The 15,107-nt window shown below is 73.4% G+C and carries 12 protein-coding genes and 1 tRNA gene; 10 read left to right on the top strand and 3 right to left on the bottom strand.

Going from position 1 to position 15,107, the window contains the following annotated elements; translation table 11 throughout:
- Positions 1-76 precede the first annotated feature (76 nt).
- Positions 77-2,443: a SpoIIE family protein phosphatase gene (locus ACFZB9_RS18570; RefSeq protein ID WP_391448364.1), complete on the bottom strand. Its 2,367-nt coding sequence runs from the start codon at positions 2,441-2,443 to the stop codon at positions 77-79.
- 514 nt (positions 2,444-2,957) lie between these two features.
- On the opposite strand from ACFZB9_RS18570, the gene ACFZB9_RS18565 reads away from it, so the two are divergent.
- On the top strand, positions 2,958-3,551 hold the full coding sequence (locus ACFZB9_RS18565; RefSeq protein WP_391448362.1) for a hypothetical protein: 594 nt from the start codon (positions 2,958-2,960) through the stop codon (positions 3,549-3,551).
- A 97-nt stretch (positions 3,552-3,648) separates the two neighbouring features.
- Here ACFZB9_RS18565 and ACFZB9_RS18560 read toward each other — a convergent pair whose 3' ends face one another.
- Positions 3,649-4,989 carry a hypothetical protein gene (locus ACFZB9_RS18560; RefSeq protein ID WP_391448361.1) on the bottom strand — a complete coding sequence of 447 codons (1,341 nt, stop codon included), beginning with the start codon at positions 4,987-4,989 and terminating at the stop codon, positions 3,649-3,651.
- Between the two features lie 443 nt (positions 4,990-5,432).
- Between ACFZB9_RS18560 and ACFZB9_RS18555 the strand changes: the two genes are divergently transcribed.
- Together ACFZB9_RS18555 and ACFZB9_RS18550 are read left to right on the top strand one after the other, a co-directional pair.
- Entirely contained in the window at positions 5,433-7,064 is a 1,632-nt protein-coding gene (locus tag ACFZB9_RS18555) for a phosphodiester glycosidase family protein (RefSeq protein WP_391448359.1), read from the top strand.
- A gap of 58 nt (positions 7,065-7,122) precedes the next feature.
- A complete protein-coding gene (locus ACFZB9_RS18550) occupies positions 7,123-7,443 on the top strand; it encodes a hypothetical protein (protein ID WP_391448357.1) in 321 nt (106 codons plus the stop codon).
- Between the two features lie 59 nt (positions 7,444-7,502).
- Here the strand turns inward: ACFZB9_RS18550 and ACFZB9_RS18545 are convergent.
- A tRNA-Met gene (locus tag ACFZB9_RS18545) sits at positions 7,503-7,576 on the bottom strand.
- A gap of 370 nt (positions 7,577-7,946) precedes the next feature.
- Here ACFZB9_RS18545 and ACFZB9_RS18540 point away from each other — a divergent pair.
- The 7 genes from ACFZB9_RS18540 (at position 7,947) to ACFZB9_RS18510 (ending at position 15,090) form a co-directional block, all read left to right on the top strand.
- Entirely contained in the window at positions 7,947-9,209 is a 1,263-nt protein-coding gene (locus ACFZB9_RS18540) for a cytochrome P450 (protein WP_391448356.1), read from the top strand.
- A 75-nt stretch (positions 9,210-9,284) separates the two neighbouring features.
- Positions 9,285-10,415, top strand: a complete 1,131-nt coding sequence (locus tag ACFZB9_RS18535; protein WP_391448354.1) for an acyl-CoA dehydrogenase — start codon at positions 9,285-9,287, stop codon at positions 10,413-10,415.
- A gap of 5 nt (positions 10,416-10,420) precedes the next feature.
- Positions 10,421-11,683 (top strand): GNAT family N-acetyltransferase, encoded by a 1,263-nt coding sequence (locus ACFZB9_RS18530; RefSeq protein WP_391448352.1) that lies wholly within the window; start codon positions 10,421-10,423, stop codon positions 11,681-11,683.
- Complete coding sequence (locus ACFZB9_RS18525) at positions 11,670-12,275, top strand: type II toxin-antitoxin system RatA family toxin (RefSeq protein ID WP_391448351.1); 606 nt, start codon at positions 11,670-11,672, stop codon at positions 12,273-12,275. The genes ACFZB9_RS18530 and ACFZB9_RS18525 overlap by 14 nt, the downstream gene beginning before the upstream one ends.
- The gene (locus ACFZB9_RS18520) at positions 12,272-13,543 is read left to right on the top strand and encodes an aspartate aminotransferase family protein (RefSeq protein ID WP_391448349.1); all 1,272 of its coding nucleotides are present in this window, start codon (positions 12,272-12,274) and stop codon (positions 13,541-13,543) included. The genes ACFZB9_RS18525 and ACFZB9_RS18520 overlap by 4 nt, the downstream gene beginning before the upstream one ends.
- Before the next feature lie 48 nt (positions 13,544-13,591).
- Positions 13,592-13,846 carry an acyl carrier protein gene (locus tag ACFZB9_RS18515; protein WP_391448348.1) on the top strand — a complete coding sequence of 85 codons (255 nt, stop codon included), beginning with the start codon at positions 13,592-13,594 and terminating at the stop codon, positions 13,844-13,846.
- Positions 13,843-15,090 carry a beta-ketoacyl-[acyl-carrier-protein] synthase family protein gene (locus tag ACFZB9_RS18510; RefSeq protein WP_391448346.1) on the top strand — a complete coding sequence of 416 codons (1,248 nt, stop codon included), beginning with the start codon at positions 13,843-13,845 and terminating at the stop codon, positions 15,088-15,090. The genes ACFZB9_RS18515 and ACFZB9_RS18510 overlap by 4 nt, the downstream gene beginning before the upstream one ends.
- Positions 15,091-15,107: the final 17 nt, after the last annotated feature.

Raw genomic sequence — 15,107 nt, 5'->3', positions numbered from 1 at the left:
TCCTGGTGGGCTCGGTCCGGTCTGGTGGGCTCGGTCCGGGTGGCAGAGCTGCGACTGAGTGGGCTCGGACCGGGTGTCAGAGCTGCGGCACGAGGTCCTGTTCGGTCCAGATGGTCTTGCCGTCGGCGGTGAAGCGGGAGCCCCAGCGCTGGGTGAGCTGGGCGACCAGGTACAGGCCGCGTCCGCCCTCGTCGTCCGGATGGGCCCGGCGCAGGCGCGGTGAGGCGGCTGCCGCGTCGGAGACCTCGCAGATGAGCCGGCGCCCGTGGATCAGGCGCAGTTCGATGGGGGTACGGCCGTAGCGGATGGCGTTGGTCACGAGTTCCGTGACGACCAGTTCGGTGGTGAAGGCCAGGTCCGCCAGGTCCCACGCGGTCAGCAGCGCGCCCACCTTCGCGCGGGCCTGGGCGACCACCGCGGGGTCGGCGGGGAGCTGCCAGGTCGCCACCCGGGAGGGGGCGATGCCGCGGGTCCGGGCAGTCAGTACCGCGACGTCGTCCTCGGACCGCAGGGCTCGCAGGACCTGGTCGCAGGTCTGTTCCGGGCTGCCCTGGGCGGTGGTCAGCGCCTGCCGCACGGTCTGTGCCCCGGAGCCGGGCGGGGTGCGGCGGTAGCCGCTGTGGAGGACGAGCACCGAGCCTTCGGGGAGTTCGGTCTCGGTGGTCTCGAAGGTGATCGCGCCGGTCCCCAGCGGTGGTCCGGCGGACAGCGGGACGGATTCGGCCGGGGCGCCGGGGCGGCGCAGGGCCGGAGCGGGGTGTCCGGCGCTGGCCAGGGTGCAGCGGCGGGCCACCGGGTCGTAGACGGCGTAGAGGCAGGTCGCGCCGATGCCGGCGGAGTTGTCCGAGGGCTGTTGCCGGGCCGGGCGGTGTTCCTCGCGGTCGAGCTGGGTGACGAGGTCGTCGAGGTGGGTGAGGAGTTCGTCGGGTGGCAGGTCGAGGTCGGCCAGGGCGCGCACCGCGGTGCGCAGCCGTCCGGTGGTGGCGGAGGCGTTGATGCCCCGCGCGGTGACGTCTCCGGCGACGAGTGCGACGCGGGTGCCGGACAGTGGGATGACGTCGAACCAGACGCCGCCGGCGTCGCGCCCGTTGTGGGCGGGCAGGTAGCGGAAGGCGACGTCGAGCGCGTCCTGCTCGGGGGTGTGGTGCGGCAGCAGGGTGCGCTGCAGGGCGAGCGAGATGTCGCGTTCGTGGGCGTAGCGGCGGGCGTTGTCGATGCAGGTTCCGGCCCGGGTGACGATCTCCTCGGCGAGCAGCAGGTCGTCCTGGTCGAACGGTTCCGGCCGCTGGTGGCGCAGGATGGCGGCCAGGCCCAGGGTCACTCCGCGGGCGGTGACCGGCACGAGCAGCAGGGAGTGGGGCCGGGGACTGCCCGGGGTGGGGGACAGGATGGTGGCCTCGGCCGGGCTGAGCTGGTGCAGTGAGGGCTCGGCGCCGCGCAGCGCGGTGAGGAACGGGGGCAGCGGTGGGTGGAGCGCCAACTGGCCGGGCAGCACCGGGCTTTCGGGGCAGCCGTCGAGGACCGACGCCTGCGCGCAGCGCAGCAGGGTGCTGTCGGCCTGGTCGGTGGCCGGTCGGCCTGGCCGCAGCAGGCTGTCGTACAGGTCGATGGCGGCGAAGTCGGCGAACTGGCCGACCAGGGTGTCGGCCAGTTCCTGGGCGGTGCGGGTGGCGTCCAGTGTGCTGCCGATCCGGTCGCAGGCGCTGGTGGCGAGCAACAGCCGTTGCCGGGCCCGGTGTTCCAGGGTGACGTCGATGCTTGAGGCGCTGACTCCGCTCACCGTGCCGGAGTCGTCGATCAGCGGGGTCATGAAGACGTCCCAGGCGCGTTCCCGGCCGCCGCCGGGCGAGGGACCGACCATTCTGCTGTGCGTCGGCTCTCCGGTGCGCAACGCCTGGCGCTGGAGTTCGGCGAACTCCAGGAACGGGGGGAAGGGGTGGATCTCGTCGATCCGCCGGCCCAGCATCTCCGCCTCGTCCTGCCCGGCCAGTTCGACGATCTGCGGGTTGGCCCGGACCAGTCGGGCCTGCGTGTCGTAGAGCGACGTGGCGATCGGGGACTGCGTGAAGGCGCGCTCGACCAAGCGGGTGACCCTGCGCTCGGCGGGTTCGAGGAGCAGCACCCAGCGCCAGCGGTCGTCCCCGCTCCGGCAGGGGTGGGCCTCGACGCCGATCTCGATCGGGTGGCCTTCGCGGTGCCGAGCCCACAGCAGGCTGTACCAGGAGTGCCCCTCGGCCGTGGCACGCCGCACGGGCACCGGGAGCGGTGCGCCGAGCAACCGGCCGACGGGGCGGTCGACGACTTCCTCGGCGGTGTAGCCGAGCAGTCGGTGCGCCGCCGGGGTCCAGAGCGCGACCAGGCCGCGGCCGTCGAGGACGGCGGCGGGCCGGGACTGCTCGGGGGTGGTCTCGGGGGTGGTGGAGTGGGTTTCGGTGCTGCTCATGCTGCTCATGGGGGGACTCCGTTCATGGGCCGTGGCCGTGGCCGTCGTCCGTGGGACCGTGGCCGTCGTTCCCGGACCATGGCCTCGACCGTTGCTCGCGCGAGGAGGGGCGCGTGACGGAGCCGCCGAAGCCCGGGCAGGAGGTTCCGTGCTGTCCCCACCGTGCCGCGGCCGGCCTCCCGCGCGGCTCAACTGATCAGCCGAACCGCCGGAGGAGCAACCGCCCCACGCCCGTGCCCCGAACTCGTCGGCCGGACAGCCCGGGGGGGCCTGACCCGAGGCGCCGGTCGCGCCCCTCCACCCGGCGGTGGACGCACCGGTCATCCGGTCGGGGGGCCGGCTGGAGGACTCCGCCACGGCCGGGCCCGCAGAAGGCTGGGAGACCGAGCGGCCGAGATCTTTCGAGCGGATCGTGCGCGCGGATCCTGCGCGCGGATCGTGCGCGCGGATCGTTCGAGCGGATCCTTCGAGCGTTCCCTTCCAGCAGACCCTCCCAGCGAACGGAGCACCCCTGATGATCAGCAAGACTTCCCTGCGGTTCACCGTCGCCGGCGTCGCCACCGCGGCCACCATCGGCCTGGCGGGCGCCGCGTCCGCCTGCACGCCGGCCGCCGCGGCCGCACGCCCCGCCCCCGCCACCTCCTCCACCGCGGTGGCGGACGAGGCACACGGTGGCTCCTGCGCCCCGGGTGTGGTGGAGCGCGGCCAGAGCTGCCTGCCGCCGGTGCCGGGCCACCGCGGCCACGACGGCCATGGCAAGCCGTGGATGTCGTGCGGCCGGCACGGCGCACCGGCGGTCCCGCGCGGTCCGCACAGCGCCCCTGCGGTGGCGAAGCACGCCGGTATCACCGCGAAGCCGTCCACGAAGTCGGTCCGGGCCTGGCAGCTGTTCCATGTCACCGGAACGACCAGCGGGATCAAGGCAGGCAGTGTGATCACCCTGCAGCAGAAGCAGCACGGCACGTTCGTGTCCCTGCCCGCGTCGATGCACACCGACCACCACGGCTCCTACCGGCTGGGGGTGAAGCTGGGCATCAAGGGAGTGAACGAGCTGCGCATCGTCAGCGGCCACGTCGCCTCCCCGGTGTTCACCGTGAACGTCCGTTGAGACCCCGGCGTCCCACACGTCGTACGGCGCGGTGCCCGGCCCCCATGAGCCGGGCACCGCGCCGTACCCGTCCGTCGGCGTGCGGGGTGGGGCCGGGTCAGGCGGTGCTGCCTTCGGCCAGCTTCCACTCCTGGGAGAGCGGTGGCAGCTGCCAGTCCTTGTCGAGGACCGTGGTGCCGAAGATGTTCAGCTTGGCGAAGAAGGAGCCGGTGATGTCGAGCCCGCCGTAGAGCGCCCAGTTCGCCTGTGCGTTCGGCGTGTTCGGCGTGTTCGGCGTGTTCGGGGCGTCCGGGGCGTTCTGTGCGCCGACGGTGGCCTTCAGGTAGGGCTGGGTGTCGGCGGCGACTCCCACCGACCCGTAGAGGCCGAGGGCGATGTGGCTGCCGATGCCCGCCTTGGCCGTGGCGGTGCCGCTGATCCGCGAGGAACTGCCGTGGCTGGTGGGGGCGGGGCTGGACAGGGCGCTCCAGCCGCCGTTCGCGTCGTAGCGGGCGCCGACCTGCAGCCTGCCCTGGGTGTGTTCCTCGGCGTCGACGGTGATCTTCCCGTCGGCGGAGACGTCGTAGAAGTAGTCGACCTTCAGGTTGAGGACGATGGGGACCGGTCCGAGCCACACGGTCTTGTCGACGTTCACCTCGGCCGCGGGGATGTGCAGTGGCTGGTGCCCGGTGTCGTAGGCCGCGGATCCCTGGGCGTGCACCTGGACGCTGTGGCTGTAGTCCCCGGCGAGGCCGATCTCGGCCTTCGACGGGGCGACGCCGTACCAGTGGGCGCGCTGGTAGGAGAAGAGCAGCTCCGGGTGGAAGTCCACCTGGGCGTGGAGCGCCGTGCCGTGGCCCGGGGTCGGTTCGACGCCCGGCGGCATCGGCACGTCGACGTCGAAGCTGACGCCCGGTGAACTGCTCTGCCCCGCCGAGGTGTTGACCTTGCCGCCGGCCGAGGAAGGCTTGACCGAGATGTCGGCGGCGGTGAGCGGCACGGTGAGGTCGGCGCCGGCGTCGCCCAGCGCGTCGACCAGGGTGGCCGGGACGGTGTCCACCGCGGTCGAACCGTCCGTGCCCGGGTGGACGGCGGTCACCTTCACCAGCGCGCCGTGCGGCGTCGCACCGGTGGCGGGGCCGACGATCACATCGCCGGGGCGCGGCTGTTGCGCGGTGCTCTGCGGCCCGCCCGGCGGGGAGCCGCCGACGAGCAGCGCCGAGCCGTCGGCGTCCAGTCGCGCCAGCCGCAGGTGCGCGACCGGGACCGGGGTGACGCCACCGTTGGCACCGGGACGCAGCACGGTGGCGGTGTCCGGGTCGGCCGGCGGACCGGTCAGCTGGAGCGTCGGGGGCACGTGGTCGGCCGAGCCGTCGGAGGCGGCCAGGGCGGAGCCGACCGGGACGAGCACCACGGTGAGGGCGAGCGGCACGGACAGCAGACGCAGGCGGGACGTCATGGGGGATCCTTCCGGGGAGAGACCGCCCGATGGGCGGTACTCGCCCCCGGCGGTGGGGGCGAGGGCGTGACCGGCCGGCGCGGGAGAGGGCGCCGGGCACGAAGGGCCTGAAGGAAGGGAATCCCACGCTGTGCGGGCGGGGCAAGGAGAAAGATTCACCCTCCGGATAGCGGGTGCCTATCGCCCGTTCCGCCCGTGGCGCCCTGACGCGACCTCAGCCGATCACGCACCCGACAGGTCGGCCACGCACGGCGGACAGAAGGCGTTCGCCGGGACGGGCGATACTCGGGGCCGTCAGCACCCTGGGCCCGACGCGGCCCGTGTGCACACGGAACCACCGTGCCCGGCCCGAACCCGTTCGGACCGAACCCGCCCGGCCCGAACCCGTTCGGACCGAACCCGCCCGGCCCGAACTCGCTCGGACCGGCCAGCAGAGGAGAACGATGTCCACAGGTATATCGCGGCGCCAGGGCGTGCTCGCCGGCCTGCTGGCGGTGATCGCGCCGTTCACCGTCGCCGCGGCACCGTACCGGGCCACCGGCCACCAGGGGCTGCCGCTGGGCTCCGCCGGGCTGCCGCAGACGCGCACCGTCCAGCAGATCGCCCCGGGGGTGAGCCTGACCACGATCGTGCGGGGGAGGGTCTCGCCGGCCGACCACTGGACGGTCGACGTGGCGGTCCCCACCGGCGCGGTGCCGCCCACCCTGGACCCGGACACCCCGCAGTCGGTGCTCGGCAGCCAGGCCAACGCCGACGCGATCGCCGCGAAGCTGACCGCCGCCGGCTATGCCCCGACCGTCAGCGAGCAGGACAGCCCGGCTTTCCGCGGCTTCGCCGGCGGACCGCAGGGCTATGTGGTGCGCGTCGGCGCCTTCGCCGACCAGCCCTCGGCCACCGCGCTGGCGGGCACCCTCGCCAAGCTCGGCTACGCCACCTCCACCCTCTACACCGGGATGGACAGCACCCAGAGCGACGGACCCTGGGTGCTGCACGAACTGGTCATCGACCCGCACCAGTTCAAGGGCTCCGTCGAGGAGTCCCACGGCGGCACCATGACCGGCCGCCGCACCACCAGCCAACTGGCCACCACGGCCGGCGCGCTGGCCGCGGTGAACGGCGGCTTCTTCGTGATCAGCCCGGGCGACGGGACGCCCGGTGAGTCGGCGGGCATGGTGGTGGAGAACGGCAAGGTGCTGCGCGAGAGCACCGACGGCCGCATCACGGCCATCCTGCGCGACGGCGGCAGGCGGCTGCAGTTCGCCGAGCTGACCACGCGCCTGACCGTCTCGGTCGACGGCACCCGGCACACCATCCAGGGGCTGAACCGGCCCGCCGGACTGATCCGGGACTGCGGCCACCCCGGCGACCAGCCCACCAGCAAGCCGCTGATGGACGTCACCTGCACCAATGCCAACGAATCCGTCATGCTCACCCCGGAGTTCGGCGCCGCGCCGCCGGCCGGCCCGGGCGAGCAGGCGGTCATCGACAGGAGCGGCCGGGTGGTCTCCCTGGGCGCCCGGGACGGTGCCGCGGTGCCGGCCGGCGACTCGGTGCTGCAGTCCATCGGCACGGAGGCGAGCTGGCTCTCCGGCGCCCTGAAGGTCGGTCAGCAGGTCAGCCTGCAGACCCGGGTGACCGACGAGCACGGCCGCCCGGTCACCTTCGGCCCGCACGACTCGGTGGTCAACGGCGGCCCGCAGCTGCTCGAAGGCGGCCACCAGGCCATCGCCCCGGTCGCCGACGGCATCGCGCACCCGGGCGACCCGTCGTACTTCTACGGCTGGGGCATCCGCCGCAATCCGCGCACCGTGATCGGCAAGGACGCGCAGGGGCGCGTCGTGCTGCTGGAGGCCGACGGCCGCGAGCCCGGCTACAGCCAGGGCCTGACCCTGGAGGAGGAGGCCAAGGCCCTCAGGTCACTCGGCGTGGTCGCGGCCATGAACCTCGACGGCGGCGGCTCCTCGGCCATGTACGTGGGCAACGGCCTGGTCAGCAGGCCCTCCGACGCCACCGGCGAACGCCCGGTGGGCGACGCTGTGGTGGTCGTCCCGGCGGCCGCGTCGACCGGCGGCTGACCCCGAGGGCTGGTCTCTTCAGGGTTGGTCCCCGCGGGTATCAGGGTACTGAGCGGGCATGGCTGAGATCCTGGTGGAAGAGAACTTCGCGCACATCGACGGCAGCGACATGAACCTCATCCTCGACCTGCTCGACGAGCTGGCCCTGGAGGCCGAGCCCACCGCACCGCGCAGCAGCGGCAGAGGCCGCCACTGGGAACTGACGATGCACTGGCAGCCGGCCACACCGGTGCCGGCCGGTCTCGACGCGACCCTGCCCGCGGTGGTGGACAGGATCCGGGAGCACTTCCGGACCGCCGGCAAGCAGCTGCCCGCCAAGGTCACCCTGTACGACCGGGACGGACGGCTGCTCCGGACCTTCGAGCCCGACGCCCGGTAGCCCGGTAGATCCAGCGGTAACGCAGTGAAGGCCCGGCGATTGCCGGGCCTTCACGTTCGTAGCGGGGACAGGATTTGAACCTGCGACCTCTGGGTTATGAGCCCAGCGAGCTACCGAGCTGCTCCACCCCGCGTCGGTTCCTCTACTCTACGGCATCCCGGCGGCGCTCCGAACCACGTCCTCGCCGCGCCACGTCCGCGCCACCGCGCTGGAGGACGTGAGCGGGCCGCGCCGCTCCGAGCGGGTTGCAGCACCCGCACCGTATCCCCTGACGGTATTTCCGGAGGCCGAGCATCCCATTCGGGCCGGGACGGCAATAGGCGAATGAGATCATGGGAATGATGTGGAAATACCCTCCGGGTATATCGTCGGATTCGCTATTCGAGCACCTGTTTTCCTGGTGTGCGCCGCGGGGTCAGGTGTAGGCTCCGTCCGGACGTTGGCGAACGATCAATGTCCGCGCATTCTTCCTGAGCAGCCGCAGGTGAAGGCAGGTGGGAACAGTGAACAGCTCCGTGAGTGATCTGGCGGACGATCTGTCGAATGCCGGGGTCGCACTGGCCTCGGCGCTGTCCCCGGAAAACGGGGAAAGTCCCTATGCGTCGCTGGCGGCGCTGCGGAAATTCGCTCCCGTTTACCACTGCGAGCAGGAAAGCCTGGACACCCGCTTCCTGACCCGCTTCGCGGACTGCCAGGCCGTGCTGGCCGATCCCGGTTTCGTGGTTCCCGACCGGGCCTGGCTGTTCCGGGAGCGGCCCGCCTGGGCAGCGCGCCCGGCCGCCGACTTCTTCTACTCCTCGCTCCTCGGTACCAACGGGGTGGGCCATGAGCGGCTGCGCCGGCCGGTGCAGCGGGCGTTCAGCGCCAGGCGGGTCGCCACCCTGGCGGCGAGCGTGGCCGAGCACGTCGACGCCCTGCTCGACCGGTTCGCCGACGCCACCGCGCACGGCGCTGCCGCGGACTTCCAGGCGCTGGTGGGGTATCCGCTGGCGGTCACCGCGGTGGGCGAGCTGATCGGCGTGCCCCGGGCGGACCAGGAGCGGTTCCACCGGCTGGGGCGCGAGGCCGCACGGCTGCTGGAGCCGGTGCGCACCGCGGCGGACTGGGAGCGGGCCGATCAGGCGGTCGTGGAGCTGCGCGCGTACTTCGCCGCCCTGCTGGCCGAGCGGCGGGCGCGACCGGGCGAGGACCTGGCCTCCGGCCTGCAGGCCCACCCGGACCTCGCCGAGCCGGCCCTCAGCGGGCAGGAGCTGGCCGACCTGCTGCTGCTGGTCTTCGTGGCCGGCTTCGAGACCACGGTGGGCCTGCTCGGCACGTCGGTGTTCGCCCTGCTGACCCACCCCGACCAACTGGCCCTGCTGCGGGCCGATCCGGGGCTGCTGCCCGGCGCGGTCGAGGAGTCGCTGCGCTGGGACGGGCCGGTGCTGATGACCGAACGGCTGGCCGCCTGCCCGATGGAGGTGGGCGGGGTGTCGGTCCCGCCCGGCGGCAGCGTGACCACGGTGCTCGGCGCGGCCAATCGCGACCCCGCGCGCTATCGGGACCCGGACGCGTTCCTGGTGCGGCGCCCGGACGTCCGGGTGCTCAGCTTCGGCGCGGGCGCGCACCACTGCCTCGGCGCGGGACTGGCCCGGTTGGAGGGGGCAGTGCTGCTCGAACGGCTCTTCGCCAGGTTCCCGGCGCTCGCCCTGGCCGACGCGCCGGTGCGGCGCGAGTCCGCCTGCCTGCGCTCGTTCGACGTGCTGCCCCTGGCCGCCACCGGTTAGAGCCTGCCCGGGAGCCCGCCCGGCCCAGGAGCCCGAGTCGCCGCCCGCACCGCCCACCCCTCGAAGGACGTGCCCGTGAACTTCCTGCATCGCGAACGTGCCGTACTCGACACACTCATGCCCGGGCTGGACCAGGACCTCGCGCGCTACTCACTGGCGGAACTGGAGCAGTCGCCGAGTCCGGCGATCCAGGCGTTCCGCGAGGCCGGCGGGCCCGGACTGCTGGTGCCGGCGCAGAACGCCGGCTCGGGGGCGAGTGCGCTGCAGGCCGTCCGGGTGCAGCGGGCGGTGGGCGCCCGCTGCCCCTCGCTCGCGGTGGCCACCACGATGCACCACTTCTCGATCGCGGGGCTGGTCGAGGCCGCCCGGTACGGCAACGGCCTGGAAGGGCTGCTGCTGGAGGCCATCGCGAAGGACCGGATGCTGGTGGCCTCGGGCTTCGCCGAGGGCCGGGCGGGCCAGAACATCCTGAGCCCGCACATCACCGCCGAGCGGCGCGGCGAGGCGATCGTGCTCAACGGCAGCAAGATGCCGTGCAGCCTCTCGCGGTCGATGGACCTGCTGACCTGCTCCGTGGTGCTGCGCGGCGAGGACGGCGTGGACCGTCTCGGCGTCGCCCTGATCCCGGCCACCACCCCGGGGATCACGGTGCGCCCGTTCTGGGGCACGCCGATCCTGGCGGGCGCCGAGAGCGACGAAGTCGTGCTCACCGACGTCGTGTTGGATCCGCAGATGGTGGTGCCCACCGAGGTCACCGCCGACGCCGTGCCGGATGCGCTGAACGTGGCGGGCTTCCTCTGGTTCGAAGTGCTGCTGACGGCCGGCTACCTGGGGGTGGCCAGCGCGCTGGTGGAGCGCACGCTGCTGCGCCCGGGCGGTGCGCAGGACGATCCGACCCCCTATCTGGTCACGATCGAGGCGGCGATGCTCGCGGTCGAGGCGGTGGCGCGGGCGATGGCCGACGAGGAGTGGAGCGAAGCCCTGCTGGTCCAGGCGCTGACCGCCCGGTACGCCGCGCAGGACGCGATCGCGAGTACCACCAGGGTCTGCCTGGCGGCGCTGGGCGGCATGGCGTTCATCGGTTCCCCGGACGGCGCGTACCTGGCCTCGGCCGCCGTCGGTCTGACCTTCCACCCGCCGGCCCGCAGCCGGATGGCCCGCCCGCTGCGGGACTTCCTGGACGGTCTTCCCCTGCGGATCGGCTGAGCCGGGTGAACCTGACCGAGGCCGCCGCCGAAGAATCGGGCTACCGCGTCGAACTGCTGCGCAGTATCGAGGAGTTGCCGCGCGACGTCTGGGAACGGCTGGCACCCGCCGACGACCCGATGTGGGCCCGGGGCGTGTTCACCGCCCTGGAGCGCAGCAGCGTCGGGCCCAGTGGCTACGCCTATCTGACGCTACGTCAGGATGGTGCGCTGGCAGCCGTCCTGCCGCTCTGCCTGTTCCGGGACCTGCGGTTGGACCGGGTCGTCGGTCCACGCGAGCGACGCCTGCTCGCGCCGGTGCGCAGACTGCTGCCCCGGCTGCTGCGGGTGCCGATGCTGTTCTGCGGCAACCTGCTGGGCCAGGGGCACGTGCTGGCCCCGGCAACGCTCGACGAGGACGCCGCCCGGGTGCTGGTGGCGGCGGTGCTCGACTTCGCGCGGCGCGAGCGGCTGGGCACGGTGGTGTTCAAGGACTTCGCCCCGGCGGACCTGGACCCGCTGCGCGCGGCGCTACGGGCCGCCGACTTCTTCCTCGTGCCGAGCCTTCCCGACACCGAACTGCGCCTGGCCGGCGCCTCGTTCGAGGACTACCTGGCCGCGCTGCCGGCCAAGCCGCGGCGCAACGCCCGTAGCAAGATCCGCAAGTTCGAGGCCAGGACCGAGCTGCGGATCGAGGTGCTCGACGAGTTCGGCCACCTGCTGCCGCAACTGCTCTCCCTCTACCGGCAGGTGATGGACCGGGCCGACCAGACGCTCGACGTGCTCGACGACGCGTTCTGGGCCGCCGTGCAGGGCGAGGCCGAACTGCGCCGGCGCCTGGTGGTCTGCTTCGAGGGGGAGCGGCCGGTCGCCTTCCTGCTCTGCCTCTTCGCCGGCTCGGGGGCCACCGGCGCCCGGATCGGCCTGGACTACCGCCTCGCCCACGAGGCGCGGCTCTACCACAACGTGCACTACGCGGCGATCCGCCTGGCGATGGCCGCCGGCTGCCGGCACATCCGCTTCGCCCAGACCGCGTACCAGCCGAAGCTCGAACTGGGTTGCGAGCTGGTCGAGCAGTGGTACGCGATGACCCATGTCCGCCCGCTGCCGCGCGCGGTGCTGCGACGACTGCTGCCCCGGGCGCTGGCCGCCGCGCTCGCCGAGGCACTGGGCCCGCACGCCCCCGCCAACGCCCCTGGCCCCGCCAACGCCCCTGCCTCGGCCGCCGACCCGGCCGCCGACCGCGCCATCGGACACCGTGAAGAAAGGCCGCGTCATGCCACGCGTTGAAGTGGATCTGCGCATCGCTGTGCCGCCCGAGGACGCCTGGGCGGCGGTGGTGGACGTGCTGGGCTACCCGGACTGCATGGAGAGCGTCGACTCGGTCGAGATCGTCGACCAGCCCGACGAGAGCCATCGGACCACCGCCTGGTCGGTGCGGCTCAAGGGATCGGTGCTGCGCTGGACCGAGGCCGAGCTGATCGATCACCGGGCACGTCGCTTCGACTTCGAGCAACTCAGCGGTGACCTGGGGGAGTTCGCCGGGCACTGGGCGGTGCGGCCCGCGCCGCCGGGCGGCAGCACCGTCTCGCTGCACGTGGACTTCGACATCGGCATCCCGCTGTTGGCGCAGATGCTCAACCCGGTGGCGGCGGACGCGCTGCGCGAGAACGCGGCGCAGATGCTCGCGGCCCTGGAACGGCGGCTGCTCGGCGGTCAGCCGCCCGGCCAGGAGGCGCCCGGCCAGGAGGCGCCCGGGCAACAGACGTCCGGCCAGCAGGCCTCCGGGCAACAGGCGTCAGGCCAACAGGCCTCCGGCCGGCAGGCGTTCGGGCCGGAGGCCCTTGCCCGGCCGCTGTCCGGCTCGGAGGCGGTGCGGTGAGCGGCGACCCGCGGACCGGACAGGCCCGCGCCGCCGAGGCCTTCGACCGGCTGCGCCGCCACCTGTCCCCGAAGCTCGCGCTGACCGGCAACTTCGCCGGGCGCGGCGCGGTGGAGGAGCACGCCGAGGGCTGCCGGGTGACGCTCTCCGACGGCCGCACCGTGCTCGACTTCGGCTCCTACGCGGTCACCCTGCTCGGGCACCGCCACCCGGCGGCGGTCGCGGCCGTGCGCCGACAGCTCGACACCATGCCGACCTCCACCCGGAGTCTGACCAACCCGGTCATGGCCGAGGCCGCCGCCTGCCTCTCGGCCTACCTGGGCGACGCGCTGCCGAAGGTCTACTTCGGCCTCAACGGCGCCGACGTGGTGGAGGTCGCCGTCAAGCTCGCCCGGCTGGCCACCGGACGCGGACGGGTACTGGCGGTCCGCGGCGGGTTCCACGGCAAGTCGCTCGGCGCGCTCGCGCTGACCCACCATCCGCTCTACCGGGCGGGCCTGCTCGGCTGCCTGGCGGACGTGGTGCACGTCGACCCCGACGACCCGGCGGCGGTGCTGCACGAGGTGGCCGGCGGCGAGGTCGCCGCGGTCGTCCTCGAACCGGTGCAGGGCGAGAACGGCGCCGTCCCACTGCCGGCCGGCGTGCTGCGCCAGTGGTGCGAGGATGCCGCCCGGCACGGCAGTTTCGTGATCGCCGACGAGATCCAGTGCGGCCTGCGCCGCTGCGGGGAACGCTCGGTCGCCCTCGCCGACGGTCTGCCGGTGGACGCGGTGCTCTTCGGCAAGCCGCTGGGCGGCGGCGTGCTGCCGCTGTCGGCGCTGCTCTGCTCGGAGCGGATGTACGCCCCGCTGGCCGCCGACCCCTTTCTGCACTCCGCCACCTTCGGCGGCCACCCGCTGGCCTGCGCGGTGCTGCCCGTGGTGCTGCCCGCGATCGAGGAACTGGCCGAGCACGGACGGCTGTTGTCCGCGCTGCTGGACGAGGCGCTGGAGCAGCTGCGTGAGCGGTATCCCGGCGTGGTGCGCGAGGTGCGCGGCCGCGGGCTGCTGCGCGGGATCGACTTCACTTCGCCGCAGGCCGCGGGCTCGGTGGTGGTCGAGCTGGCCGGCGCGGGGCTGCTGGTGTCGCCCTGCCTGAGCAGCCCCACCACCGTGCGCCTGCTGCCCCCACTGGTCAGTACCCCGGCCGACATCGCGCAGGCGGCCGGCATTCTCGACGCCGCGATCGCGGTGGCCGAGCGCACCGTGCCGGTGACCAGCGCCGGTTGACGCCACCGGGCGTGACTGCCGCACGACGCGGCGGAAGGAACGACCACATTGCCCACTCGCGAGGAACTGGCCCTGACGGTCAGAACGGTCATCTCGGACGTGCTCGGCACCGAGCCCGACGAGGTGCACGAGAGAACCAGCCTGCTGGACGACTACGGGATCGACAGCCTGGAACTCATGGAGATCGGGGCGCGGTTGGAACGGACCCTGAAGGTGCGGATCGAGCTCCAGGATCTGACGGCGGCTCAGAACGTGGGCCACGCCATCGATCTGCTGCAGAGCCGGCTGGCGGTGCCGCAGTGAGCGACCGGCACCCCTCGGGCGGCCACCGGGTCGCCGTCACCGGAATCGGCGTGAAGTCCCCGGCGGGCAACGACCTGGACACCGCGTTCGCCTCGGTACTGGCCGCCCGGTCCACCGCGACCCGGGTGGACCGGCTGGTCGAGCACGACCTGCCGGTGCACTTCGCCTGCCTGGTACCGCCGTTCGACCTGGACGCCTACCTGACCCGCCGCGAGTCGCGGCAGATCGACCGCACCACCCAACTGCTGCTCTGCGCTGCGGCGGACGCCGTCACCGAGGCCGGGCTGCCCGCCGACCAGCCGCTCGACCGGGTGGGCGTGCAGATCGGCACCGGCATCGGCGGCCTGCCGAGCATGGAGGCCGTCACCATCAGCCACGCGGACCGGCCCAGGGACATGCCGGTGCACACCGTGCCACGCACCATGGCCAACTCGCCCGCCTGCCGGCTGGCCCTGCGCTACGGGTTCCAGGGCGCCTGCACCACCTACGCCAGCGCCTGCGCCAGCGGCACCACCGCGCTGGGCGAGGCGGCGCGCAAGATCCGGTACGGCGAACTCGACGTGTCGGTGGCCGGCGGGGTCGACTCGGCGGTCAGCACCGTCGTGATGGGCGCCTTCGCCCGGATGCGGGCGATGTCCACCAGGAACAGCGACCCCGCGCTGGCCAGCCGTCCCTTCGACGCGGACCGCGACGGGTTCGTGATGGCGGAGGGCGCGGCCGTCCTGGTTCTGGAACGCTGGGAGGCGGCCCGGGCGCGCGGCGCCGTGATCCACGGCGAGATCGCCGGCTACGCCGACAACTGCGACGCCTTCCACATCGTCGCCCCGCACGAGGACGGCGAGGTGGCCGCCCGCTGCATGCGCCTGGCCATCGCCGACGCCGGGCTCTCCCCGGCGGACATCGGCCACATCAACGCGCACGGGACCTCGACGGTGCTCAACGACCGCGCCGAGGCCCGGGCGATCCACCGCAGCTTCGCCGGCCAGTCGCCGCCGGTCACCGCCGTCAAGGGCGTCACCGGCCATCTGATCGGCGGCTCGGGCGCCTTGGAGGCCGCGCTCGCCCTGCGCTGCGCCGCACGCGGCGTGGTGCCACCGGTCGCCAACCTCACCGCCAGCCCGGAGGCCGACCTGGTGGACCTGGTCGGCGGGACACCGCGCAGCGTCGCGCGGGCCCCGGTGCTCTCCAACTCCTTCGGCTTCGGCGGTCAGAACGCCTGCCTGGTCCTGGCCCCGGCGCCCTGAGGCGCCCCGACCTCGGT

This window comes from Kitasatospora sp. NPDC008050, from assembly GCF_042957465.1.
GTDB lineage: Bacteria > Actinomycetota > Actinomycetes > Streptomycetales > Streptomycetaceae > Kitasatospora.
The sequence above is the reverse complement of the archived record's forward strand: the minus strand, read 5'-3'. Positions and strand labels throughout refer to the sequence as shown.

Excerpts from the sequence above, each read along its gene's own strand:
- ACFZB9_RS18570 (WP_391448364.1), bottom strand. The coding sequence starts at position 2,443 with ATGAGCAGCACCGAAACCCACTCCACCACCCCCGAGACCACCCCCGAG.
- ACFZB9_RS18550 (WP_391448357.1), top strand. The coding sequence starts at position 7,123 with ATGGCTGAGATCCTGGTGGAAGAGAACTTCGCGCACATCGACGGCAGC.
- ACFZB9_RS18565 (WP_391448362.1), top strand. The coding sequence starts at position 2,958 with ATGATCAGCAAGACTTCCCTGCGGTTCACCGTCGCCGGCGTCGCCACC.
- ACFZB9_RS18560 (WP_391448361.1), bottom strand. The coding sequence starts at position 4,989 with ATGACGTCCCGCCTGCGTCTGCTGTCCGTGCCGCTCGCCCTCACCGTG.
- ACFZB9_RS18525 (WP_391448351.1), top strand. The coding sequence starts at position 11,670 with ATGCCACGCGTTGAAGTGGATCTGCGCATCGCTGTGCCGCCCGAGGAC.
- ACFZB9_RS18555 (WP_391448359.1), top strand. The coding sequence starts at position 5,433 with ATGTCCACAGGTATATCGCGGCGCCAGGGCGTGCTCGCCGGCCTGCTG.